Annotated in this window: 21 protein-coding genes and 3 tRNA genes; 22 read left to right on the top strand and 2 right to left on the bottom strand. The window is 39.9% G+C overall.

Annotated features, from left to right (window positions below; all coding sequences use genetic code 11):
- Positions 1–76: 76 nt before the first annotated feature.
- The 6 genes from H8S17_RS13865 (at position 77) to H8S17_RS13840 (ending at position 5668) form a co-directional block, all read left to right on the top strand.
- A complete protein-coding gene (locus tag H8S17_RS13865; RefSeq protein WP_186867681.1) occupies positions 77–850 on the top strand; it encodes an amino acid ABC transporter substrate-binding protein in 774 nt (257 codons plus the stop codon).
- Positions 851–883: 33 nt separating this feature from the next.
- Positions 884–1534 (top strand): amino acid ABC transporter permease, encoded by a 651-nt coding sequence (locus tag H8S17_RS13860; protein WP_186867680.1) that lies wholly within the window; start codon positions 884–886, stop codon positions 1532–1534.
- Positions 1535–1546: 12 nt separating this feature from the next.
- Entirely contained in the window at positions 1547–2305 is a 759-nt protein-coding gene (locus H8S17_RS13855) for an amino acid ABC transporter ATP-binding protein (RefSeq protein ID WP_330595799.1), read from the top strand.
- 361 nt (positions 2306–2666) lie between these two features.
- Positions 2667–3548, top strand: coding sequence for a bifunctional 4-hydroxy-2-oxoglutarate aldolase/2-dehydro-3-deoxy-phosphogluconate aldolase (locus tag H8S17_RS13850; RefSeq protein WP_186867679.1), 882 nt, complete (start codon positions 2667–2669; stop codon positions 3546–3548).
- Positions 3549–3567: 19 nt separating this feature from the next.
- On the top strand, positions 3568–4593 hold the full coding sequence (locus tag H8S17_RS13845) for a sugar kinase (protein ID WP_186867678.1): 1026 nt from the start codon (positions 3568–3570) through the stop codon (positions 4591–4593).
- Between the two features lie 109 nt (positions 4594–4702).
- Positions 4703–5668: an L-lactate dehydrogenase gene (locus H8S17_RS13840; protein WP_186867677.1), complete on the top strand. Its 966-nt coding sequence runs from the start codon at positions 4703–4705 to the stop codon at positions 5666–5668.
- A 371-nt stretch (positions 5669–6039) separates the two neighbouring features.
- On the opposite strand, the gene H8S17_RS13835 is transcribed toward H8S17_RS13840, so the two are convergent.
- Positions 6040–6123: transfer RNA gene (locus H8S17_RS13835), tRNA-Leu, on the bottom strand.
- Between the two features lie 144 nt (positions 6124–6267).
- Between H8S17_RS13835 and H8S17_RS13830 the strand changes: the two genes are divergently transcribed.
- Both H8S17_RS13830 and thiE read left to right on the top strand, forming a co-directional pair.
- Positions 6268–6340 (top strand) — tRNA-Thr (locus H8S17_RS13830).
- An 86-nt stretch (positions 6341–6426) separates the two neighbouring features.
- Positions 6427–7065, top strand: a complete 639-nt coding sequence (gene thiE, locus H8S17_RS13825) for a thiamine phosphate synthase (RefSeq protein ID WP_186867676.1) — start codon at positions 6427–6429, stop codon at positions 7063–7065.
- Between the two features lie 19 nt (positions 7066–7084).
- Here thiE and H8S17_RS16780 read toward each other — a convergent pair whose 3' ends face one another.
- Positions 7085–7918: a lytic transglycosylase domain-containing protein gene (locus tag H8S17_RS16780; RefSeq protein WP_186867675.1), complete on the bottom strand. Its 834-nt coding sequence runs from the start codon at positions 7916–7918 to the stop codon at positions 7085–7087.
- A gap of 211 nt (positions 7919–8129) precedes the next feature.
- On the opposite strand from H8S17_RS16780, the gene H8S17_RS13815 reads away from it, so the two are divergent.
- The 14 genes from H8S17_RS13815 (at position 8130) to H8S17_RS13750 (ending at position 23810) form a co-directional block, all read left to right on the top strand.
- On the top strand, positions 8130–8864 hold the full coding sequence (locus H8S17_RS13815; protein WP_186867674.1) for an AzlC family ABC transporter permease: 735 nt from the start codon (positions 8130–8132) through the stop codon (positions 8862–8864).
- A complete protein-coding gene (locus H8S17_RS13810; protein ID WP_186867673.1) occupies positions 8854–9186 on the top strand; it encodes a branched-chain amino acid transporter permease in 333 nt (110 codons plus the stop codon). The genes H8S17_RS13815 and H8S17_RS13810 overlap by 11 nt, the downstream gene beginning before the upstream one ends.
- A 65-nt stretch (positions 9187–9251) precedes the next feature.
- Positions 9252–9959 carry a TrmB family transcriptional regulator gene (locus H8S17_RS13805; RefSeq protein ID WP_186867672.1) on the top strand — a complete coding sequence of 236 codons (708 nt, stop codon included), beginning with the start codon at positions 9252–9254 and terminating at the stop codon, positions 9957–9959.
- A gap of 1 nt (position 9960) precedes the next feature.
- Positions 9961–11235, top strand: coding sequence for a diaminopimelate decarboxylase (locus H8S17_RS13800; RefSeq protein ID WP_186867671.1), 1275 nt, complete (start codon positions 9961–9963; stop codon positions 11233–11235).
- Between the two features lie 108 nt (positions 11236–11343).
- Positions 11344–11426, top strand: a tRNA-Leu gene (locus H8S17_RS13795).
- 239 nt (positions 11427–11665) lie between these two features.
- On the top strand, positions 11666–14143 hold the full coding sequence (locus H8S17_RS13790; protein WP_186867670.1) for an Ig-like domain-containing protein: 2478 nt from the start codon (positions 11666–11668) through the stop codon (positions 14141–14143).
- A 162-nt stretch (positions 14144–14305) separates the two neighbouring features.
- Complete coding sequence (locus H8S17_RS13785; protein WP_186867669.1) at positions 14306–15886, top strand: Ig-like domain-containing protein; 1581 nt, start codon at positions 14306–14308, stop codon at positions 15884–15886.
- A gap of 94 nt (positions 15887–15980) precedes the next feature.
- Complete coding sequence (locus H8S17_RS13780) at positions 15981–17435, top strand: class D sortase (RefSeq protein WP_186867668.1); 1455 nt, start codon at positions 15981–15983, stop codon at positions 17433–17435.
- Positions 17432–18235 carry a hypothetical protein gene (locus tag H8S17_RS13775; protein WP_186867667.1) on the top strand — a complete coding sequence of 268 codons (804 nt, stop codon included), beginning with the start codon at positions 17432–17434 and terminating at the stop codon, positions 18233–18235. The genes H8S17_RS13780 and H8S17_RS13775 overlap by 4 nt, the downstream gene beginning before the upstream one ends.
- Positions 18236–18255: 20 nt before the next feature.
- On the top strand, positions 18256–18990 hold the full coding sequence (locus H8S17_RS13770) for a CpsB/CapC family capsule biosynthesis tyrosine phosphatase (protein WP_186867666.1): 735 nt from the start codon (positions 18256–18258) through the stop codon (positions 18988–18990).
- A gap of 27 nt (positions 18991–19017) precedes the next feature.
- Positions 19018–19755 (top strand): YveK family protein, encoded by a 738-nt coding sequence (locus H8S17_RS13765; protein ID WP_186867665.1) that lies wholly within the window; start codon positions 19018–19020, stop codon positions 19753–19755.
- Positions 19756–19761: 6 nt separating this feature from the next.
- Positions 19762–20493: a CpsD/CapB family tyrosine-protein kinase gene (locus tag H8S17_RS13760; protein ID WP_186867664.1), complete on the top strand. Its 732-nt coding sequence runs from the start codon at positions 19762–19764 to the stop codon at positions 20491–20493.
- 55 nt (positions 20494–20548) lie between these two features.
- A complete protein-coding gene (locus H8S17_RS13755; protein ID WP_186867663.1) occupies positions 20549–22489 on the top strand; it encodes a polysaccharide biosynthesis protein in 1941 nt (646 codons plus the stop codon).
- Positions 22490–22502: 13 nt separating this feature from the next.
- Positions 22503–23810 (top strand): DegT/DnrJ/EryC1/StrS family aminotransferase, encoded by a 1308-nt coding sequence (locus H8S17_RS13750; RefSeq protein ID WP_330595795.1) that lies wholly within the window; start codon positions 22503–22505, stop codon positions 23808–23810.
- Positions 23811–23816: the final 6 nt, after the last annotated feature.

The raw sequence follows: 23816 nt of genomic DNA, 5'->3' as shown, positions 1-23816 counted from the left end.
AAAAGTACTTTATTACGGTAGCAAGATAACAGATTAACAGACGCAATTATAAGCGCAAAAGAGGAGGATCTTATTTATGAAAAAAGTAGTTGCATCATTATTATTGATTGGAATGGCAGTTTCCATGGCTGCATGTGGAAAGAGTAAAAGTAAAAATACATTTACGGTAGGATTTGATCAGGATTTCCCACCATTTGGCTATGTAGGGGACGATGGTGAATATACAGGATTTGATATTGAAATGGCAACAGAATGTGCAAAACGTATGGGAAAAGAAATTGTACTCCAGCCGATCGACTGGGATGCAAAGGACATGGAATTAGAAGCAGGAACGATCGACTGTATCTGGAACGGTTTTACAGTAAACGGTCGTGAAGATCAGTATACATGGACAGATTCTTATATGGATAATACACAGGTTGTTGTTACAAAGAAAGATTCAGGAATCACAACATTAGATGATCTTGCAGGCAAGATCGTAGAAGTGCAGAAAGAATCTTCCGCACAGACAGCATTAGAAGATGAAGAAAATGCAGATCTTTTAGCATCATTTGGTGATTTCTTACAGGTTGGAGAATATAATACAGCATTTATGGATCTTGAGTCCGGCGCAGTAGATGCGATCGCAATCGATATCGGTGTTGCAAAATTCCAGTTAGAAGGAAAAGAAGATGATTATGTCATCTTAGACGATGTGATATCTTCAGAGCAGTATGCAGTTGGTTTCCTAAAAGGAAATGATGCCTTACGTGATGAAGTACAGGACGCTTTAATGGAATTAGTAGACGATGGAACATTTGCTGAAATTTCCGATAAATATTTTGGATATGATGTCTGCACTTTAAAATAAGGTAAAATAATAGATACAGGTTGGAGATAAAAAATGAGTTTACAGATTATGATGCAGCAGCTTGCCGGAGGAATGGGAACAACGATCCTCATCTTCGTACTGACGCTGCTATTTTCCCTTCCACTTGGACTTTTGATCGCATTTGGAAGAATGTCAAAAAATATAGTGATCCGCACATTGACAAAAATTTATATTTCTCTCATGCGTGGAACGCCGTTGATGCTGCAGTTGTTAGTCGTATATTTTGGACCATATTACATATTCGGTGTCAATATTTCATCTGCATACAGGGCATATGCTGTGATTATCGCATTTTCAATCAACTATGCAGCATATTTCGCAGAAATCTATCGTGGTGGTATCGAGTCCATGCCGAAAGGTCAGTATGAAGCTGCAAAAGTATTAGGATATACAAAAGCACAGACATTTTTTATCATTATATTACCGCAGGTGATCAAACGGATCTTACCATCTGTCACAAATGAAGTGATCACGTTAGTAAAAGATACATCGTTAGCATTTTCCATTGCATATGCGGAGATGTTTACCATTGCAAAATCCATAGCGGCTTCCCAAAAGAGCATGATCCCATTTGTTGCAGCAGCTGTTTTTTATTATGTATTTAACTTCTTAGTTGCAGCATTGATGGAATACTGGGAAAAGAAACTGAATTATTATCATTAGGAGGAAGCCATTGTGAAATTATTAGAAATGAACCATGTAAAAAAGAGTTTTGATGGAAATGAAGTTCTAAAAGATATCAGCCTGTCCGTCGAAGAAGGAGAAGTGGTATCGATCATAGGACCTTCCGGTTCCGGAAAATCTACATTATTACGTTGTGCAACTCTGTTAGAAACGATGGATGATGGAGATTTATATTATTCGGGAGACGCAGCCGCAAAAAGTGTAGAGCAGCATGCCGTATATGAAACGGGAGATAAGCTGCGCCACATTGAACGGCAGTTTGGACTTGTTTTCCAGAATTTCAATCTGTTTCCGCATTTTTCGGTTATCAAAAATATCATGGATGCACCGGTGCGGGTACAGAAGCGTGATAAGGATGAAGTAAGAAAAGAAGCTGTGGAATTACTTCGGAAGATGGGACTTAGTGATAGGGCAGATTATTATCCATGTCAGCTTTCCGGTGGACAGAAACAGCGTGTATCGATCGCAAGGGCATTGGCGATGAACCCGAAGATCTTATTTTTTGATGAGCCGACTTCCGCATTAGATCCTGAATTAACAGGAGAGATCTTAAAAGTAATTACAGAACTTGCAAAAGAAAAGATGACAATGGTCATTGTTACGCATGAGATGAATTTTGCAAAAGATGTATCAGACAGGATGATCTTCATGGATAAAGGCGTGATCGTGGAAGAAACTACACCAAAAGAGCTGTTCTCTTCCACGAATCAGAGAACAAGAGAGTTTTTAGGTAAATATCATATTGAGTAACTATTCAGAACCCTTAGAATCATAAAAATTGATACGTCATGCTTGCATGTAAGTAGCAGTTTTTATGATTCGTAAGGTGGCTCGAATAGAGTCACCGCCCCATATATGAGCAAAATAGCTGCAAAGCAGCGGTAAAGCACGATTTATCGTGCGGTTTTGCGAATATATGAGCTGGGTTCTGAATAGTTACCATATTGAAATGGATTAAGTACAGATTATATAGAAAAGGCATAGAAATGATTCTATGCTTTTTTTGTATATCAAAATTTCAGAGATCATGTTTCATGTATATTTCGTATTTCAATGGTAATCATATATGCAGATGGAAATGAAACGTATCGCAAATAATAAGGAGAACAGAATGGATCAGGTATTAGAAGAATTTTCTAAGATCGGTATTATTCCGGTCATTGCATTAGAAGATGCAGCAGATGCAGAGCCATTAGCAAAATCATTGATCAACGGGGGGCTTCCATGTGCAGAAGTGACATTCCGTACAGATGCAGCAGAAGAATCGATCCGTATCATGGCAGAGAAGTATCCGCAGATGTTAGTCGGAGCTGGAACAGTCCTGACAACAGAGCAGGTCGACCGGGCAGTCAAAGCAGGCGCAAAATTTATTGTAAGTCCGGGCATAAATCCGAGGGTCGTGTCGTATTGTGTGAAAAAAAAGATTCCGGTGATGCCGGGCTGTGCCAATCCAAGTGACATCGAACTGGCAATGGAATTAGGATTAGATGCTGTTAAATTTTTTCCGGCAGAAACAAATGGCGGACTTCCTGCGATCAAAGCAATGTCGGCACCTTATCATAAGATGAGATTCATGCCGACAGGTGGGATCAATGCAAAGAATATCAAGAGTTATCTTGATTTTAAAAAGATTATTGCCTGTGGCGGAAGCTGGATGGTCAATGGTGATATGGTCAAAGCAAAGGACTGGGATGGTATTACAGCATTGACAAGAGAAGCTGTTTCCGCAATGCTTGGATTTACGATCAAACATTCCGGCGGCCGATTTATTGTTTCGGGAACTTTTATCGAAATGATGACAACACATGGACGGGGACTGCATGGAGATATTGCCGTTGGTGTCAATTATGCAGAGCGTGCAGTATATCATCTGGAAAATCGTGGATTTGCATTTGATGAAGCAAGCAGAGTATATGCAGACGATGGCAGTTTAAAAGCAGTTTATTTAAAAGATGAGATTGCAGGATTTGCAATCCATCTGGTACAGAACTAATGGTTTGGAGGAAATAGACATGGCAAAGAAAGTCATTACATTCGGAGAGATTATGTTAAGACTTGCACCGGAAGGATATTACCGTTTTGTTCAGGCGTCTTCTTACGAAGCTGCATTTGGTGGCGGAGAAGCAAATGTTGCCGTTTCCTTAGCGAATTATGGCATGGAGACAGCGTTTGTGACAAAACTGCCAACACATGAGATCGGGCAGGCAGCAGTCAATTCTTTAAGACAGTTTGGGGTTGATACGACAGGAATCACACGGGGAGGAGATCGTGTAGGAATTTATTTTTTAGAAAAAGGCGCCAGCCAAAGACCATCCAAAGTCATTTATGATCGGGCAGGTTCTGCAATCGTAACAGCAACAGCAGCAGATTTCAACTGGGAAGATATTTTTGCAGGGGCTGACTGGTTCCATTTTACAGGAATTACACCGGCACTTGGGGACAACGTTGCAGAAATCTGTTTAGAAGCCTGCAAAGCTGCAAAAGAAAAAGGCATTATCATCAGTTGTGATCTGAATTACAGAAATAAGCTGTGGTCAAAAGAAAAAGCAAAAAAGGTCATGGGTGAGTTATGCAGCTATGTAGATGTGTGCATCTCGAATGAAGAAGATGCAAATGATGTCTTTGGCATCAAGTCAGAAGGCACAGAAGTAACCGCAGGTGAGTTAAATAAGGCTGGATATAAAGAAGTAGCCGAAAAACTGACAGAACGCTTTGGATTCAAAAAAGTAGCCATCACGTTGCGGACTTCTATTTCTGCAAATGATAATAAATGGGCAGCAATGCTCTATGAAAATGGAGAATGTTATTTCAGCAGGGAATATCTGATGCATATTGTTGATCGTGTAGGTGGAGGAGATTCTTTTGGCGGAGGTCTGATCTATGCCTGCTTAAATGGCTATGCACCACAGGATACGATCGAATTTGCGGTTGCAGCAAGCTGCTTAAAACATTCCATTGAAGGAGATTTTAATCAGGTATCTGTAGAGGAAGTAAAAAAACTTGCCGGTGGAGATGCATCCGGCAGGGTACAGCGGTAATAAAAATGCCCACTTCTCATCCTATATATCAAGGTATAGTTGTCTTGTATAGAACAAGGCAAAATGGAGAATCCTAGTCATAAAGTATGTTGGTTTAGGAGGAAGAAAAATGAATCGGGAGAACAGAAAAGAACAGGTGAACCTGCGGAAAGCAGCAGTGATCGGATGCGGATTCGTTGGTTCGGCTACAGCTTTTAGTCTGATGCAGAGCGGATTGTTTTCAGAAATCGTACTGATCGATGCAGATATGGACAGGGCAGAAGGAGAAGCATTAGATATCAGCCATGGAGTTCCATTTTCAAGACATATGAAAATCTATGCAGGAACATATGATGATATCGTGGATGCTGCGATTATCATTATCACAGCGGGGGCGAATCAGAAACCGGACGAAACAAGATTAGATTTAGTGCATAAGAATGTTGCTATTTTCCGGTCGATCATACCGGAAATTGCAAAGCGGAACTGTGCTGGGATCTTACTGATCGTATCTAATCCTGTGGATATTTTAACGTATACAGCAATAAAATTGTCCGGTTTTACAGAAAACCGTGTCATAGGATCGGGAACGGTGCTTGATACGGCACGGTTAAAATATGAATTGAGTGAGCATCTTAGCGTGGACAGCCGCAGTATCCATGCATTTATCATAGGGGAACATGGCGACAGTGAGATCGCTGCGTTCAGCAGTGCAAATGTATCGGGTATTGCATTAAGTGAATTCTGTGAAATGCGCGGGCATTATAATCACGAGGCAAATACGAGACAGATTGCAGAGAATGTGAAGAACAGTGCATATGAGATCATCCAGAAAAAGAAAGCAACTTATTATGGGATTGCATCAGCCGTCAGGCGTATCTGTGAAGTTATCATTCGGGATGAAAAATCCATTTTACCGGTATCTTCGATGATGCATGGGGAATATGGGATCGAGGATGTTGTACTCAGTATGCCTGCGATCGTTGGAAAATATGGAATAGAAACAAGAGTTCCGATCGACTTAAGCGAGGAAGAAATAGAAGATCTGAAACGATCAGCACAGACATTGAAAGAGTTCGTGGGGATTGGTTTATAGAAAATAGTAGATTCGGGTGTCAAAATGTGGCTTTAAGTTTTTGATTGGCAGATTGCACAAAGCCGAAACTGTTTTTGTTTCGTTGTACGAAAATAAGAAAATCTAAGTCTGCCTGAATTAGGTTGCGACAAAGTGACGTGTGCGTCTTAAACGCCCCGTCCATGGGGCATTAAGACTTTTGCTGCCGTCCATGGCAGCAAAACACTGTATATGAACAGGCAGACTAAGATTTACTAATTTTCTTCCAAAGTCACAAAGACAGTTTCGGCTTTGCGCAATCTGCCAGTCATGAAGTTGTGAGCCACATTTTGACACCCGGATCTTTATCATAAAAAAATCACTTCATAGTAAACTATGAAGTGATTTTATCATGCAGGAAAAGGGACTTGAACCCTCACGACATTGCTGCCACAGGCACCTGAAGCCTGCGCGTCTGCCAATTCCGCCATTCCTGCTCAAACTGACAAAAAATATAATACAGCTATAAGGATAAAAAGTCAAGTTCTTTTTTGGAAATTTTCTGAAAAAATTAAAAGGGGAATTGTTGACAAAAAGGAAAAGCTATAGTATGATGGTATGCGTTGAAGCAATTCAGCAGTGCTGGCATGGCTCAGTCGGTAGAGCGTCGCATTGGTAGTGCGGAGGTCACGGGTTCGATTCCCGTTGCCAGCTTATTTGATTCCTGCATAGTTAGCATCGGAAGATGTTAGTATGCAGGTTTTTATTTTACAGGTGTTTCATATAGGAGAGAATGGCAAATGAATTGTACAGAAGAACAGTTAAGGCTTTATGGAGTGACAGACAGAAGCTGGCTGCATGGAAAAACATTGTATGAACAGGTAGAAGCGGCATTAAAAGGTGGTGTGACCTGTTTACAGTTACGGGAAAAGCAGTTAGATCATGATGCATTTTTACAGGAGGCAGTAGAATTAAAAGAACTGTGTCATAGATACCATGTTCCGCTTATCATCAATGACAATGTGGAAATTGCAAAAGAAATGGACGCTGATGGAGTACATGTAGGACAGGGTGATATGCAGATCGCAAAAGTACGGGAGATCTTAGGAGAGGATAAGATCATCGGTGTGACTGCACGTACCGTTGCACAGGCAGAAGCGGCAGAGACAGCAGGAGCAGATTATATTGGAAGTGGAGCAGTTTTTGGAAGCGGAACGAAATTAGATGCAAAGGCACTAGAGCATCAGATCTTTTCTGAAATCTGTCATAGCGTGAAGATCCCTGTGGTAGCGATCGGAGGGATCAATGGAGAAAATATCTTACAGCTTAAAGGGCTTGGAGCAAAAGGCGCAGCAGTAGTCAGTGGAATCTTTGCACAGGAAGATGTCGGTGCAGCAGCAGAAGATCTAAAGAAAAAAGTATTAGAGATCATAGATTAAAAAAACGGCGTTTGAGAGATCAAACGTCGTTTTTTATATCATCTGATGTAATAATATTTATTGCAGGTGTCTGTGTCATATCCTGATAAGCAAGGTATGTATCTGATGGGATAGCATCTATGCTGTCCTCATCGGATGCTTCCTGTTCTTCGGTATCCACAGAAGTTACGGAAAGGGAAAGTGCCATCTTATCCTGTCCTAATAAGGAAGAAAGATATTTCATATAGTCTTCATAAGAAAAAATCTCTGTTAAAATATCACCGGCAAATTCATTGAGATCCTGATAAGTGACAGTATCACTTCCATTTACAGAAGAATTAGCCGCATAGACGGTATCAGTATCCGGTATGGTTACACCTTCCTGTAAGTAACCGGTGATCTTGGCTACATAATTCTGTGTTTCTGCAAACGGTGGAATACCGCCATATTTATCAACATTATTACTGCCGGCATTATATGCGGCAAGGGCAAGTGATACGTTGCCGTTGTATTTATCTAACATCTGGCGGATATATTTTGCACCACCCATGATATTCTGATATGGATTATAAGCATCTGTTACGCCAAGTCCTGCAGCAGTTGCAGGCATAAGCTGCATCAGTCCCTGTGCACCGCTTCGGCTGGTTGCATTTGGATTGAAATTCGATTCCTGTTTTGTCATAGCTTTTAACAGATCGACAGAAACACCATAAGTCTGTGATGCCTCCTGATAGATCTCGTCGAGATTCTTACTTGATTTTAAATAGGAAGAAAAATCAATCGTCGTATCATTAGAAGCAGCCGCCTGTTCTTTGACTGTATCTGAAGCTGCAAGAGCAGCATTTAAAGCATCAAGTGCTGAAATATTTGTCATGATCACTGTACGCTCCTTTAAAATCGTATTCTGAACAGTAACAAAATGTTTACATACATATACAGTATAACATATTTATCGACAAAGGGAAGCAATTTTCAAAAAAAAGATTGAATTTCAAAAATGACTGGTGTAGAGTGGGTTACAGTTCACAGAAAGCCCATAAAGGGCAGAACAATATCTGTGTATGACAAAAAAAGAGGGATTAGAAATGAAACAATTAAAAAAGAATGGATATATCAGGGCTTTTCAGACGGCTTTCCCGTTTACGATACCGGTTATGACAGGATATCTGTTTATCGGGATCGCATTTGGAGTCATGTATCAGGAAAAAGGTTATAATTTTCTCTGGGCGATACTGATGAGTGTGCTAGTCTATGCAGGAAGCGGACAGTATCTTGCAGTCAATTTTTTTGCACCTGGGGTCAGTTTTTTAGATGTGGTCTTTATGACATTTATGGTGAATGTCCGCCATATTTTTTACGGACTGTCTTTGTTAGAACGTTTTGGAAAAATGGGAAAAAAGCGTTTGTATATGATCTTTTCACTGACAGATGAAACGTATTCCCTGTTTTTTATTACGAAAGTGCCAAAAGATGTGGCAGAGGATAAATTTTTATTTGCAATCGCTTTATTAGACCAGATCTACTGGGTCGTTGGTTCTGCGATAGGAGCCTTAGCAGGAGCGTTGATCCCATTTGATGCAGAAGGGATCGATTTTGCCATGACAGCATTATTTATTGTTATTTTCGTCGAACAGTGGTTAGCCGGCGGCAACAGGATCCCGGCAATGATCGGAATCTGTGCGGCATTGCTGCTTCGGCTGATCTGCGGCAGTGATAATTTTATCCTGCCATCTATGATCTGTATCATGGTCTGCCTGATCGCAGGAAGAAAGTATATTGCAGAGGATGAAAAAAAGGAGGCGGTAAATCATGCCGGTTAGTACAGGACGGTCTTTACTTATTATCATAGCAGTTGCAGCAACGACATTTGCAACGAGGGCGATCCCATTTCTGCTTTTCCCAAAAGGAAAAGAGATTCCACCGATGGTACAGTATCTTGGAAAAGTATTACCACCGGCAGTTATCGGAATGCTGATCATTTATTGTTTTAAATCCGTCAGTGTATTTCGGTATCCGTATGGACTGCCGGAACTGATCGCCGCAGTTGTGGTGATCGTTTTGCATGTATGGAAACGGAATAATCTTTTGAGCATCGGTGCAGGGACAGTTTTATATATGTTTTTGGTGCAGCAGGTTTTTTGAGTTGACAAGCACTTAGAAAACCTATATAGTATTCCTAGATAGTACTACTACTGAGGGGAAAGAACATGGATAACAATCAGTTAATTGAAAAGCTGATGTGTTTTGGCATGACAAGGCAGGAGGCAGCTATCTATCTGTGTCTTGCAGAAAATGGTGAAATGACAGGTTATGAAGCTTCAAAGCAGACTGGCATCTCACGATCTAATGCCTATAATGCGTTGGCGGGGTTAGTTGATAAAGGAGCTGCATATACAACTGAAGGGACCGCAGTCAGATATCATGCGGTAGAAGCAGAAGAATTTTGTGCAAATAAGATCCGTCTGCTTGAGGAAATGAAGATGCAGCTTAAGGAATACATGCCGAAGCAGAAAAAAGAAGCCGAAGGGTATTTAACGATCACAGGTGATGCACATATCCGTAACAAAGTAAAAAATATGATCGCACAGTCCGAAAAAAGGATCTATTTATCCATGACAAAAAACTGTGTCCATATTTTTGAAAATGAGATCCGTACAGCGGTTTCAGAAGGTAAAAAAGTAGTCATCATTACAGATGCAAAGTTAGATATGCCGGGTGCTGTCTGTTATCAGTCAGAGGACAAAGGCAGACAGATCGGCGTGATCACGGATTCTACCAATGTGCTTACCGGAGAGATCGGTAATGGTGGAGAAAGTACCTGCCTGTATTCCGGACAACAGAATTTTGTACAGGTTTTTAAGGATTCCATGCGCAATGAAATACAGTTAATACAGCTTATGAAGGGAGAAAAATAGCATGAAAGAACCATTCGTAACTTATGAAAAATTACAGGAGATCGTAGCAAAATATCCGACACCGTTTTATTTATATGATGAGAAAGGAATCCGGGAAAATGCAAAAGCAGTCAAAGAAGCGTTTGCATGGAATAAGGGTTTCCGTGAATATTTTGCCGTAAAAGCAACACCAAATCCATTTCTGATCAATATTTTAAAGGAGTATGGATGTGGATGTGACTGTTCTTCCATGACAGAACTTATGATGTCAGATGCACTCGGTTTTTCCGGTGAGGAGATCATGTTTTCTTCAAATGATACACCGGCAGAGGAATTTGCTTTTGCAGATAAGATCGGTGCAACGATCAATTTAGATGATTTTACACATATAGATTTCTTGGAAAAAACGATCGGAAAAATTCCGGAAACGATCAGCTGCCGTTTCAATCCGGGTGGAGTGTTTAAGATCAGTAACAGCATCATGGACAATCCGGGAGATGCAAAATACGGATTTACCAAAGAGCAGTTGTTTGAAGGCTTTAAGATCTTAAAAGAAAAAGGAGCAAAACGTTTTGGTATTCATGCATTCCTTGCAAGTAATACCGTAACCAATGACTATTATCCGACACTGGCAAAAACATTATTTGAAACAGTTGTCGAGTTAAAAGAGGCAACCGGCTGTGATATCCGTTTTATCAATTTATCAGGTGGTGTAGGTATTCCTTATACACCGGATCAGAAGCCGAATGATATCCGTGCGATCGGAGAAGGTGTCCGCAAAGTCTATGAAGAAGTTTTAGTACCGGCAGGTTTAGGGGATGTTGCGATCTACACAGAGATGGGGCGTTTTATGATGGGACCTTATGGATGTCTGGTAACAAAAGCGATCCATGAGAAACATACATATAAAGAATATATCGGTGTTGATGCATGTGCTGTCAATCTGATGCGCCCGGCAATGTATGGAGCATATCACCATATTACTGTTATGGGAAAAGACAACAGTGTGTGTGACCATAAATATGACATTACAGGTTCCCTTTGTGAGAATAATGATAAATTTGCCATTGACCGTATGCTGCCGAAAATCGACATGGGAGATCTGTTAGTGATCCATGATACAGGTGCACATGGTTATTCCATGGGATATAATTATAATGGAAAATTAAAATCCGCAGAGATCCTGTTAAAAGAAGATGGAAGTTTTGAACTGATCCGTCGTGCGGAAACACCAAAAGATTATTTTGCAACATTTGACTGCTTTGATATCTTGAAAAATATGAAAGATCCTAAATAGCATCTTTTTAAAATTTAAGACGGAGATATAAAACCTTTGAAGAAAAGTACTTGTATTTTGTGAGAGGTTATGTTATTATACTACCTGTCCGGTTTGACCGGACGATTTGCCGGCGTGTCGGAATGGCAGACGAGGCAGACTCAAAATCTGTTGTAGGCAACTACGTGCGGGTTCAAGTCCCGCTGCCGGCATTATACATATTAGAAACGAAACTGTTGCAAAAGTAGATGGTTAATTTACTTTTGCAGCAGTTTTTTTCGCTCAGAAAGAAAAGCAGACATCTCCTGTTTGTTGTTTTATTACAAATAATCATCATATTTTTACACATATTTCAAAATGCAGGAAAATGCCGGGGTTCATATTGACAATTATAGGAAAAATATATAAGATTAGATTATGTAAATATATTATACAAAAGGAGGTCTGATTGATGAAAAAGAATCCAATCAGAAGACTGTCGGCACTCATCTTAGTGTGTGTATTGGCAGTCAGCAGCATTGTTGTTTCCCCAACAGATGTACAGGCAGCAGCAAATGCTAAGAAAATCACATTAAGCACAACAAAACAGATTGTTGGTGTAGGAAAGAGCGTAACGTTGAAAGTAAAAGCGGTACAGCCGAAAAAAGCTTCTAAGAAAGTAACCTATACATCCAGTAATCCAGATGTAGCAACTGTAACAGCAAAGGGAAAAGTTACCGGTAAGAGTATCGGTAATGCAACCATTACAGTAGTATCCGCAACGAATCCTAAAGCAAAAGCAAAATGTAAGATCACCGTTGTGCAGGCAGCAACATCTATTCAGACAGCAAAGAGCATTGTAATGCAGAAGGGCAAAAAAGTAACGATCAAATATGGAGTGACACCTGGAGATGCCAATAAGCAGATGATCTTTACAACAAGTAATAAAAAAGTTGCAACTGTAGACAAAAAAGGTAAGATTACAGCTAAAAAACCAGGAAAAGCAACTATTACAATGACAGCAGCTGCAGGTGGCAAAAAGGCAAAGATCAAGGTTACTGTAAAGAAAAAAATTACAGTAGCAAAGAGTGTAACTTTAGATCAGACAAGCCTTTCCTTAAAACCAAGTGAGACAGCTACATTAACAGCAACTGTAAACCCGGCAAAAGCAGCAGGAAAGAAAGTATACTGGTATTCCTCAGACAGTGATGTGGCTACTGTAAATGCAAACGGAGTTGTAACAGCAGTAGCAGATGGTGCAGCAACGATCACAGCAGTTGCATCTGATTCCGGTGCTAAGAGTGCATCATGTAGTGTGACAGTAGCAACACCGGCACCAAACCCAACACCGGCACCAACACCGGCACCAAACCCAACACCGGCACCAACACCAACACCGGAAACAGTAGATGTAACAAGTGTGACAGTTGATCCGGAAAAAGTAAGATTAGTACTTGGAAGAACAGAACTTGCAAATGTTACAGCAACAGTAGCACCGGAAAATGCAACAGATAAGACAATTACCTGGACAACAGATAATGACAAAGTTGCAACCGTAGAAGCAACAGAAGCAGGTGCTAAGATTACAGCAGTAGCAGCTGGAACAGCAAAGATCACAGCAACAGCTAAGAATGGTGTAAAAGCAGAAATAGCAGTAACAGTAAAAGAAGCAGGAGAAGTTACTGTACGTACTTTCGATGATTCTAAAAATTATAAGATTATTTTTACAGATGCAGATGGTGAGAAGATTCAGCGAAATGTTACAGCTAGAGAAATGGAAGTCGCATATAAGAAATATCAGGAATTTGTAGCAGCAAAGACTGTTGATGCATTATGGAATATGATCACAAAAGAAAATCTCAAGGCATTTGCAGCTTTAGACGATGCATCTATCGATGTAACTACAGAAGCTAATAAGAAAACAATCATAACAGTAGACAGTGAAGGTACATATAGTGCAGTATTAACACGTACTGATGATTCTATTAAAGTAACTGTATCTTCCGGATCAGATGCTGCTAGGAGTGCTGTGATCAGCAATATTGATATGACAGCTAAGACAGCAACTTTGGAATATAAAGGTACAAGTGCGGCTCTTGCCTTTACAGCTGATAAAGCTACATTGGCTAAGGATGGATCGATAGTTACATTAGAGTACAAAGACCATCAGTATATATTGACAATGGATAATGCACTTGCATCAGAATTCTATGATGCAGTAAAAGATGTATCATTGATCAAACTTCCTGCAACTTTTGAGGAGGTAAACGATAACATTGCCATTGAAGAAGTGGAGAAGACAGTGTTAGCGGCATTTGATTTTGATGAGGATGCTGTTGATGGCAAGATCACAGGAACAAATGCGGTAGCAACTGTAAATGGAAATGGTGTATCTATTGAAAAGACAGATAAGCTTCTTGGAACAGGTGCATTGAAATTAGAGAATTCCAGTTATCTGGATGTTAAGAAAACAGATGGAAAACCGGTTGTATCCGGTCAGAAAGCAATCACGATTTCTTATTACAGCAAGACAGATGCAGGTTCGGGTTGGGCATATTTTATATCAAAGGACGATCAGTCACCAGTATACCAAAAGGAATACTATTTAGGCATTTTAGACAAACCAGAGATTAATGTTGAGCGTTATGCAAATGGTCGTGTGAATGAAGCGAATACTGGAAGCAGAAATGGCAGTGAATGGACCAGAATTGATGTTGTATATGCAGAAACATCTACGGAATTATACGTTAATGGTGTGTTAGCAGATACAAAGCCGGCTAGTACATCGATTGAAGATTCTATTGGAACAAATAGTATCTTCCATATTGGACAGGCGACCTGGGGAAGCGGAGAATACTTTACAGGTATGATCGATAACTTTACAGTATATGGATCAGCATTATCATCAAATGAGATCCAGGCTTTGTACAAAGCAGATACTGCAAAATAAAATAAACTTTATTTGATCAAAAAATAAAAGCGACTCTTATTATTTGCCACGGCAGATAAAAACGAGTCGCTTTTATCATATGTATTTTTTTACAGTTTATATGTAAAAAATGCCATTGCATATCCGGATAAACTTGCTATGATAATAGGTGGAGGAAAACACATGATGAAATGCCTATACAGAATAAAGAAAATATGCATCATAGTGACTGCCATATCAATGATATTTGGATGGATCATTGTGACAGATATGGTAGAAGCAGATGCTGCGGATCAAAAAACTACATCTATAGAACTGAATTACTATACTTATGTATTAAAACCGAAGAAGACAGTAAAACTAAAAGCAGTCTGCCTGCCAAAAGATGCTAAAAAACGTACAGTAAAATGGAAAACTTCCAATAAATCTGTAGCGACAGTATCTTCTTCCGGCAAAGTGACAGCAAAGAAAAAAGGGACTGCAAAGATAATAGCTGTTGCCAGGGATGGCAGTGGCAGAAAAGCGGTATGTAAAATAAAAGTAACAAAAAAGATTACAAAAATCAAAAAGATATCTCTTACCGCTTCGGCAAAGAAGGCAGAACCGGGAACAACAGTGAAGATAAAAACCGCTTTAAAGCCGGCAAAGCCAACGTTAAAGACTTTAAAATGGGAATCGTCTGATCCAAAAACCGCATCTGTAGACCAAAAAGGTGTGGTAAAAACATATGCAGAAGGTACTGTAAAGATCACAGCAAAGGCACAGGATGGAAGTGGGAAAAAAGCTGTATGTACCTTGAAGATACAAAAGAAGCAGAACGCAGATGGACAGGATCAGAACCAAAATACAGAGGATACACCATCACCGAGTGATACAAAAAAGCCAGAGAAGATACTCGTTAACAAGATCACACTATCGGAATCAGATATAAGCTTAAGAGAAGGACATACGAAGCAGCTTACAGCAACAGTATTTCCGCAGAATGCAGCAGACAAGGGAGTTGTCTGGAAGTCTTCAGACAACAGCATCGCACGTGTGGATGCCAATGGGATGGTGACAGCAGTCAAGGAAGGAAAGGATGTTTTGATCACAGCTGCTGCACAGGATGGAAGCGGCATATATGCATCCTGCAGAGTGACAGTTTTACCACATCTGAGAACTTTGGCAAATGACCATACGGACAGCTATTATGTATACCGTTTAGACCGCAATGCACTGCAGTACGAGCAGTCCTATACGGAAACAGGCAAAGAATCTGTAGTGGTTACAGATGCTTCGGATGTATCACGGAATTTTTTTAAATTGGGAATGGCAGTCCGGAATGGAATTGCTACACGACAGGAATTCTATGATATGATCCTCAAGATCTGTAATGAATGGGAGGATCTTTCGGTAAAAGAATATGCAGAAGACTATTCAAGTATTACATTACAGAAGACAGACAGTAAGAGTACTATTAGGTTAACACAGATAGATATTCTTGAAAAAGAAAAGAAAGTGTTAGATGCCAATGGATATTTTACGAAAGCCAGCCGGATACAATTCTGCATCCGGGACGAGATATTTATTTTAGAGGTATATCATAACGGCAGTACGATCGCACTGTTCCGTCCGAATTACAGCAATCCGCACTTTGAGGTATATATAGATAACGTAAATTATACATATGTGATGCGTATGTCAAAACTTTTGAACGGTATATTGAAAGATGAGATAGGAGGATTTCCGGACTTTAAATTTTTAAATATGTATAATTTGTACTAAAATTTTAGATTTATATCTGATTTTTTGGTTTGAGAATATGGATATATGATGTTATACTATATGATAAATTATGGGAAAGGAAAAAGACCATCAGATGAAAAACACAAAAATAGCAGTATTTCTGCTTAGCGTTGGTTTGATATGCAGTGTTTCAACAACTTGCATGGCAGGTGGCATGAATGCCAATGAAGCTTCTGTATATGCAGCAGCAAGTGGAACATTTGAATATGAAGGAAAATCATACACAGCAGCATCTGAATATCTTTCACAGTTATCCTCTTATCTTTGCAGAGACGACATTGATCTGACGGCAGATCAGGCAAATGCCGCTATTGCAGAGATGAATGCAAATATTGCAAGGGGCGTTGCAGAAGGCTATATTCTTCCTGTTGGCGGGACAGATTCAGATAATACAGAATCTGCGGATCCTAATGTGAATAATACTGAACAAAAAGAGGATACAGGAAACAAACAGGATCCGATTAATAAAGATGGATCAAACAGTGATGAAGAAAGCCACAAAGATAACAGTAATGAAAAGGATGATACAAAAACCGGGAAAGATAATAAGAAGGAGAATGGGCAAACAATTACCGTGCCGGCAAATACAGATGAAGCAAGAGAGAGTCTGATAAATATTTTAAATCAGCAAAGTGATACATCATCAGATGAAAAAAAAGAATTGAAGAGTCTGGCAGAAGACCTTAAACAAGAAGGTTCTCAGGCAAAGGTTAATATAAACATCACAAAGAATGAAGATGCTAAGGACAACTGGAATGCGCTGATAGAAGAAAAAATCAAAGGGAAAATGACCGTCCTTTCAGAAACGGATGGAATTATCATGCAGGCAGATTATCCCGTGAAAAATACAGGGTATATTATCGGGGAGGTTCGTCTTTTATTTTTACTTTTGCTTTTGATATGTGTGATCCCGGTTCCTTTTTTATATAAAAAGAAAAAATTCTCAGGAGCATCAGTTCTTCTTGTGAGCCTGGCAGGAATGTGTGCAATGGCGGCATTCGGAAGCGGACTGATCCAAAAAACATACGGCATATGGAATGATATGTGGCTTTCAGGAGCACCACAATATGATTATGAAACCTGCAGTGCAGAAAAGCAGCCGGTTACAGGCGATGAATATGGAGAGATCAGCTGTGAGAAAGTTGATCTTCGTGTGCCGCTGTATTGGGGCGACAATGATGAAGTCCTGACAAAAGGTGCAGGTACATATATGGGAAGCAGCCTTCCGGGCAAAGGCGGTGTGATCCTTGCAGGAGGTCATGATGCTACAACATTTGCATCATTACAAAATGTTACTAAGGGAGATATGGTTACAGTTAAGACAGCATCCGGACAATATACATATCAGGTTACCAAAACGGAGGTTAAGGATGCCTCAGAATACAAAACACCTGATTCGGATAAAGAACAGTTAGTGCTGTATACCTGTTATCCGTTTGGAGAAGAAGATACAATGAGATCAGATCGCTATTTTGTCTATGCAGAAAAAACAAAGGAGCAGGAGACAAAGGAGGAGGTCAGAAAATGAGTCATCGGATACAGCATAGAACCAGAAAAAGTTTTTTGATATCAGTGATCCTGTCAATTACATTATTTACAGCTGTCCTGGGAATGGAATTGTTAGCCGGATTTATGAACTGGCGGATTTTTGTAACTGACATCCGTCAAAGTGGATATGGAACTTATGCGGCAGAAGAAATGCTTGCACAGCAGAAAAAATTATTTGCGGAATATCGTTTACCGGAAGAGATCGCAGAAGAACTCTTTGAAAAAGAAAGATCATATAGGGCATTTAGTACTTATGTGGATGGAAAATCTGTTGACAAGACATTTGGTGTCAAAGAGGCGGTCTATAATTATCTTGATACATACCATATTTCCTGTACAGATGAGCTTGATGCAAGTATATCAGTGTTAGTATCAGAATCGGAGAATCTTGCTGCAAGATATTTATATCCGGATTTTGTAACAGAATATCGTGAACTATGTAACAGACTTTTCCTGAAAACAGTGATACTGACAATACTTATGACAGCAGTTTCCATTATACTGATGATGATATTATACAGCTGGTATAAGAGCAGCAGACACGCATTGCAGTATTTGGGTGGTGCCGGAATCTGCGCTTTGATCTGGAATGCTGTACTGACAATCCTGCTTGTAATACATCAGTCTGATATTGCACAGGATATGGAAACTCATTATCAGGCAATGTATCAGATGTTTATAAAAAGTGGTATACGATGCTTTTATGTTGCAGATGCAATTCTTGCAATGCTTATCATTGTGATCGTGAGCATCATATTGATGAAAAAGAGCCGGAATTGATTGACTAAAGGAGAACAGAGATGGAAACAAAGGGATATACGGACATTCATACCCATATTCTGCCTGGAATTGATGATGGTTCAAAAGATTGGGAAATGACAGAAAATATGCTGAGAGCAGCAGTTATGCAGGGAGTAGAGACAATTATTGCCACACCACATAATTATCCGGGCAGAACACCGCAGGATTCAGATAAGATCCGCAGACTTTGTGAAGAAACACAAAAGATCGGGCAAAAGATACTGCCTTCTTTACGGGTAATGGCAGGTAATGAGATCTTATATCGCCCGGAAGTCACAAAGGAACTTGCATCTGGTCATGCACTGACATTGGCAGACAGTAGTTATGTATTGATCGAATTTCTGCCACATGAGAGTTTTCGAGTGGTGTCAGAGGGAATGAATGAATTGTTAGAGAATGGATATTATCCGGTACTCGCACATGTGGAGCGTGTAAAAGAAGTGTTTGACTCAGAAGAAAATATCAGCCGGCTTCTTAGGATGGGATGCTGTCTGCAGAGCAACTGTGGAAGCCTTATGGGAAATCTGTTTGACAGAAGATCAGCACGTCTGCGTAAGATGATCACAAAGAGACAGATTCATTTTCTGGGAAGTGACTGCCATGATACACAGAGCAGACCACCGGTTTATGATGACTGTATCAGATCATTAAAGAAAAAAATATCACAGGATATATTAGATCAGCTGTTGTATACAAATCCAAAACAACTGCAGAGTGATGATTGCATATTATAAAATATACAGAATAAGAAAGGGTTAGAGATGAACAACAGACAAAATGATGAAATGGAGATTGATCTGGCAGAATTATTCTTTGTACTTTTACACAGACTGCCGGTTTTATTAGCCGCTACAGTTGCGGGTGTAGTAGTTGCAGGGATCATAAGCTTCTGCCTGCTTACTCCGATGTATACTTCTACGGCTAAGATATATATTTTGACAAACCAGAGTACAATGGTAAGTCTTTCAGATCTTCAGGTGGGAAGCAGCCTTGCAGGAGATTATGAAGAACTTATTAAGAGCCGTCCGGTAGTGGAAGGAGTCGCAAAAAATCTGGAATTAACAGAAAATTATGAACAGCTTTTAGACTGCATCGATACGATCAATACAGATAATACACGGATTATCCAGATCACAGCAACCTACCCGGATCCGGTCATTGCAAAAAATATAGCAAATGAATTCGTAAAGGTATCAACAAAGCAGATCTCAGAGATTATGCATATTGATGAACCGACAGTAGCAGAAGAAGCAATCGCAGCAGATCATCAGAGCAGTCCAAATAATATGAAGAATCTTGCAATTGGCGGGATCTTAGGATTGCTTTTAGCAGCAGCAGTGATCATAATGCGTTATATTTTAGATGATACTATACGGACACAGGATGATGTGGAACGTTATTTGTCCATGAATACACTTGCTATGATTCCTCTTGAAGGTGGAACAGACAATCATGAGAAGAAATCAAAAAGAAAATTCTGCGGAATCAGAAAGGGGTAGAAAGAGATGGATAAGCCAAAGATTGAACTTACAAAACTTGAGCAATTAGGATATGGAAAAAAAGAAGCATTTAATTCCCTTAGGACGAATCTCAGTTTCTGCGGAGATGATATACAGATCATTGCATTTACGAGCTGCACACCGGATGAGGGAAAGAGTTCTACAGTTATGGAACTTGGACGCTCCATAGCAGAAGATGGAAAGAATGTATTGCTCGTGGATGCTGATCTTCGTAAATCCGTTTTAGTCGGAAGACATCATGCAAAGAATAAAAGCGGAAGTATCCGCGGATTGTCCCATTATCTGACAGGGCAGGCAAAATTAGAAGAAGTAGTATATCAAACGAATGTTGCACATTTAGATATTATTTTCGCCGGAAGGACAACACCAAATCCAACAGAATTATTAGGAAATAAATATTTTGACCGGCTGATCGCATTTGCCAGAGAACAGTATGATGTGATACTGATCGATACACCGCCATTAGGTTCTGTTATTGATACAGCGATCATTGCACCAAAATGTGATGGTGTCGTACTGGTTGTAGAAGCGAACAAGTGCAGCTATCATTTTGTACAGGATATCCGCAAACAGTTAGAGATAACAGACTGCAGGATCTTAGGTGTGGTGTTGAATAAGGTAAAAGTGGAAAAAAGCGGTTATTATAACCGGTATTACAAGGGCGGTTATTATCAAGGCTATTATAAACCTTATTATGGAGATAAGAACGAAAAGTGATCAGGATAAAAATAAATCACGAGAGAAAATAGATAGAAAGGTACAAATATAAGATATGTCATCTAATCTGACAAGGAATGTCAAAGGCACGATCAATAATCTGAGCCATATACGCTGGGCCTTAGTGCTCTATGATCTGATTGTTTTTGCTGTCGTTGCAGTTCTGCTTTTAGGATTCTATGGAGGAATCGAAAATCTCAGTATCGAGGGAATGCTCATACAGTCGCTGTTGTGTGTGGCTTGTGTGGAAGTGATGCGTTTCGTTGGAAATATCTATGGACAAGTTTGGAGATATGGTGGAATCCAGTGTTATATTCGTCTGCTATGCACAGATGCAGTGGCATTTTGGATTTATGTCATCATAGAACTGACTTTCCCACCTGTCTGGTGTATCACATTTGCCAGAAAATTATCAATCGTCAGCTTAAATCTGTTAGGAGCACTTTCTATACGAATGATGTACCGGTATGCATATAAGTGTGGAAATAGTGATACGAAACAGGGAAGGATCCTGTTGTGGCTTCTGCATACATTTTCCGGTCTGGATCGGGGAAATGACAGAGAAGGACAGAAAATCAAGATCGCTATCATCGGAGCAGGACGTGTTGGAGTCAGTTTTGCAGAGGAATTGTTAAATAATTCCGGTTCTGCATATACACCGAGATGTTTTATCGATACGAATAAAGACAAAGTCGGCAGGGAGATCCAGGGGATTCCGGTATGGTCCGAAGATGAAGCGACCATGTCAAGGTTATTAGAACACGAAGTGCAGGAAATTGTCTTTGCGATCCCGAATATGGATGCAGATAAAAAAAAGGCACTATATGAATATTATAAAGATGCCGGATATAAGGTAAAAGTCTATGATTATCCGACTGTCTATACAGAAAGTGGAAAACGTCATCTGCGTGACTTTGACACAGATGATCTGCTGTTCCGGAAACCGCTTGTGGTAGCATCGGAACAGACAAGTGATTATTATACTGATAAAGTGATCCTGATCACCGGAGGCGGAGGGTCGATAGGCTCAGAACTTTGCAGGCAGTTAGCAAAAATGCATCCGAAGAAGATGATCATTCTCGATATCTATGAAAATGGTGCATATGATATCCAGCAGGAATTAAAGATCCTCTATGGAGAACAGATCGATCTGCAGATAGAGATTGCATCCATCACGAATTGCCGGGCAATGGAAGCTGTTTTCATGCGGTATCATCCACAGATCGTTATCAATGCAGCAGCACATAAACATGTACCGCTGATGGAACATAATTGTATTGAAGCTATTGAAAATAATGTGTTTGGTACTAAAAATGTCGTGGAACTCTGCGAAAAATATCAGGTAGAACATTTTATCATGGTATCTACCGATAAAGCCGTGAATCCGACGAATGTCATGGGCGCAACCAAGCGGATGTGTGAGATGATCGTACAAAGTGCAGGTACACACGGAACTGTAAAATACAGTGCAACAAGATTTGGTAATGTATTAGGAAGTGCAGGATCAGTGATCCCGCTATTTAAGAGGCAGATCGCAAATGGAGGTCCGGTTACTATAACTGACAAACGGATCATCCGTTATTTTATGACGATACCGGAGGCAGCACAATTAGTGCTCCAGAGTGGTTCTATGGCGAAAAATGGAGAATTGTTCGTACTAGATATGGGTAAGCCGATTAAAATTTTAGACCTTGCTGAGAACATGATACGTTTATCAGGAATTTCAGGAATTGAGATCATAGAAACCGGATTGCGACCGGGCGAAAAGTTATATGAAGAACTTTTAGTCAAGACAGAAGAGTTAGATAAGACAGAAAATGAAATGATTTTTATAGAAAAAGACAGAGCACTTCCGGAAGAGGATATTGACGAGAAATTGAAACTGTTAAAAGAGGCATGTGGAAGTGGAGATGATATAAAAGCAAAAGAAGCGTTGCATCAGGCTGTACCGACATTTAGATGTCCGGAAGAAGTAAATAAGAGTATTAGTGATTAGGAGAAAGAAGAAAGTGTTTGACAAAAGCGGAAAGCATGAAAAATTTAAAGAGAAGGTATGGCTTGCATCGCCGACAATGCATGGAGAAGAACTGCAGTATATGCAAGAAGCATATGATACAAATTGGATGAGTACAATTGGTGTCAATATTAATGAAGTGGAGACACAGATAGCAGAAAAGGTTGGAACGGATCATGCAGTTGCATTGGCTACGGGAACAGCTTCTATTCATTTATCTGTAAAACTTGCGGGTGAATATTTGTATGGCAGGGGTGAAATGGGAAAAGGTGCACTTGCAGGAAAAAGAGTGTTTTGTTCTGATATGACATTTGATGCAACAGTGAATCCTATTGTGTATGAAGGTGGAATACCGGTATTTATTGATACGGAATATGATACATGGAATATGGATCCGGCTGCATTAGAAAAGGCATTTGAACTTTATCCGGATGTAAAATTGATCGATCTGGCACATCTGTATGGGACTCCGGGTAAGATTGATGAGATTCGTGCTATTGCTAAAAAACATGATGCTAAGATCATTGAAGATGCAGCTGAGAGTTTGGGAAGTACATATAAAGGGCAGCAGACAGGAAGTTTTGGTGATTATGGCTGTATTTCATTTAATGGAAATAAAATCATATGCGGAAGTGCCGGAGGAGCTTTTTTGACAAATAGTCTGGAAGACAGTAAAAAAGTAAGAAAGTGGTCGACACAGGCGAGAGAAAATGCAAGCTGGTACCAGCATGAAGAACTTGGATATAACTACCGGATGAGTAATATCATTGCGGGAGTTGTACGTGGACAGATACCATATTTAGAAGAACATATTGCACAGAAGAAAGCTATTTATGAAAGATACAAAGCCGGATTAGGGGATCTGCCAGTGAAGATGAATCCATACGATGAGAAGAACAGCGTACCAAATCACTGGTTAAGCTGTCTGCTCATAGAACCGGAAGCAATGTGCCGTCAGGTAAGAGGAGAAAAAGATGCACTCTATATTCCTGAACATGGAAAAAGCTGTCCTACAGAGATCTTAGAAGCTATCCGAAGCATTAATTCTGAAGGAAGACCTATCTGGAAACCGATGCATATGCAGCCAATCTACCGTATGCATGACTTTGTCACCAGAGAAGGGAATGGAAGGGCAAGAACGAATGCATATATTATAGAAGGATCAGTCAGTAAAAAAGACGGACTGCCTGTTGATATAGGCATGGATATTTTTAACAGAGGTCTGTGTCTGCCAAGTGATAACAAGATGACGGCAGAACAGCAGGATAGGATTATTGAAGTCATTAGGGCTTGTTTTGAATAGGGATAA

It is taken from the genome of Roseburia zhanii (assembly GCF_014287635.1).
In the GTDB taxonomy this organism is placed as follows: Bacteria; Bacillota; Clostridia; order Lachnospirales; family Lachnospiraceae; genus Roseburia_B; species Roseburia_B zhanii.
This window is presented reverse-complemented; position numbering and strand designations above follow the sequence as displayed.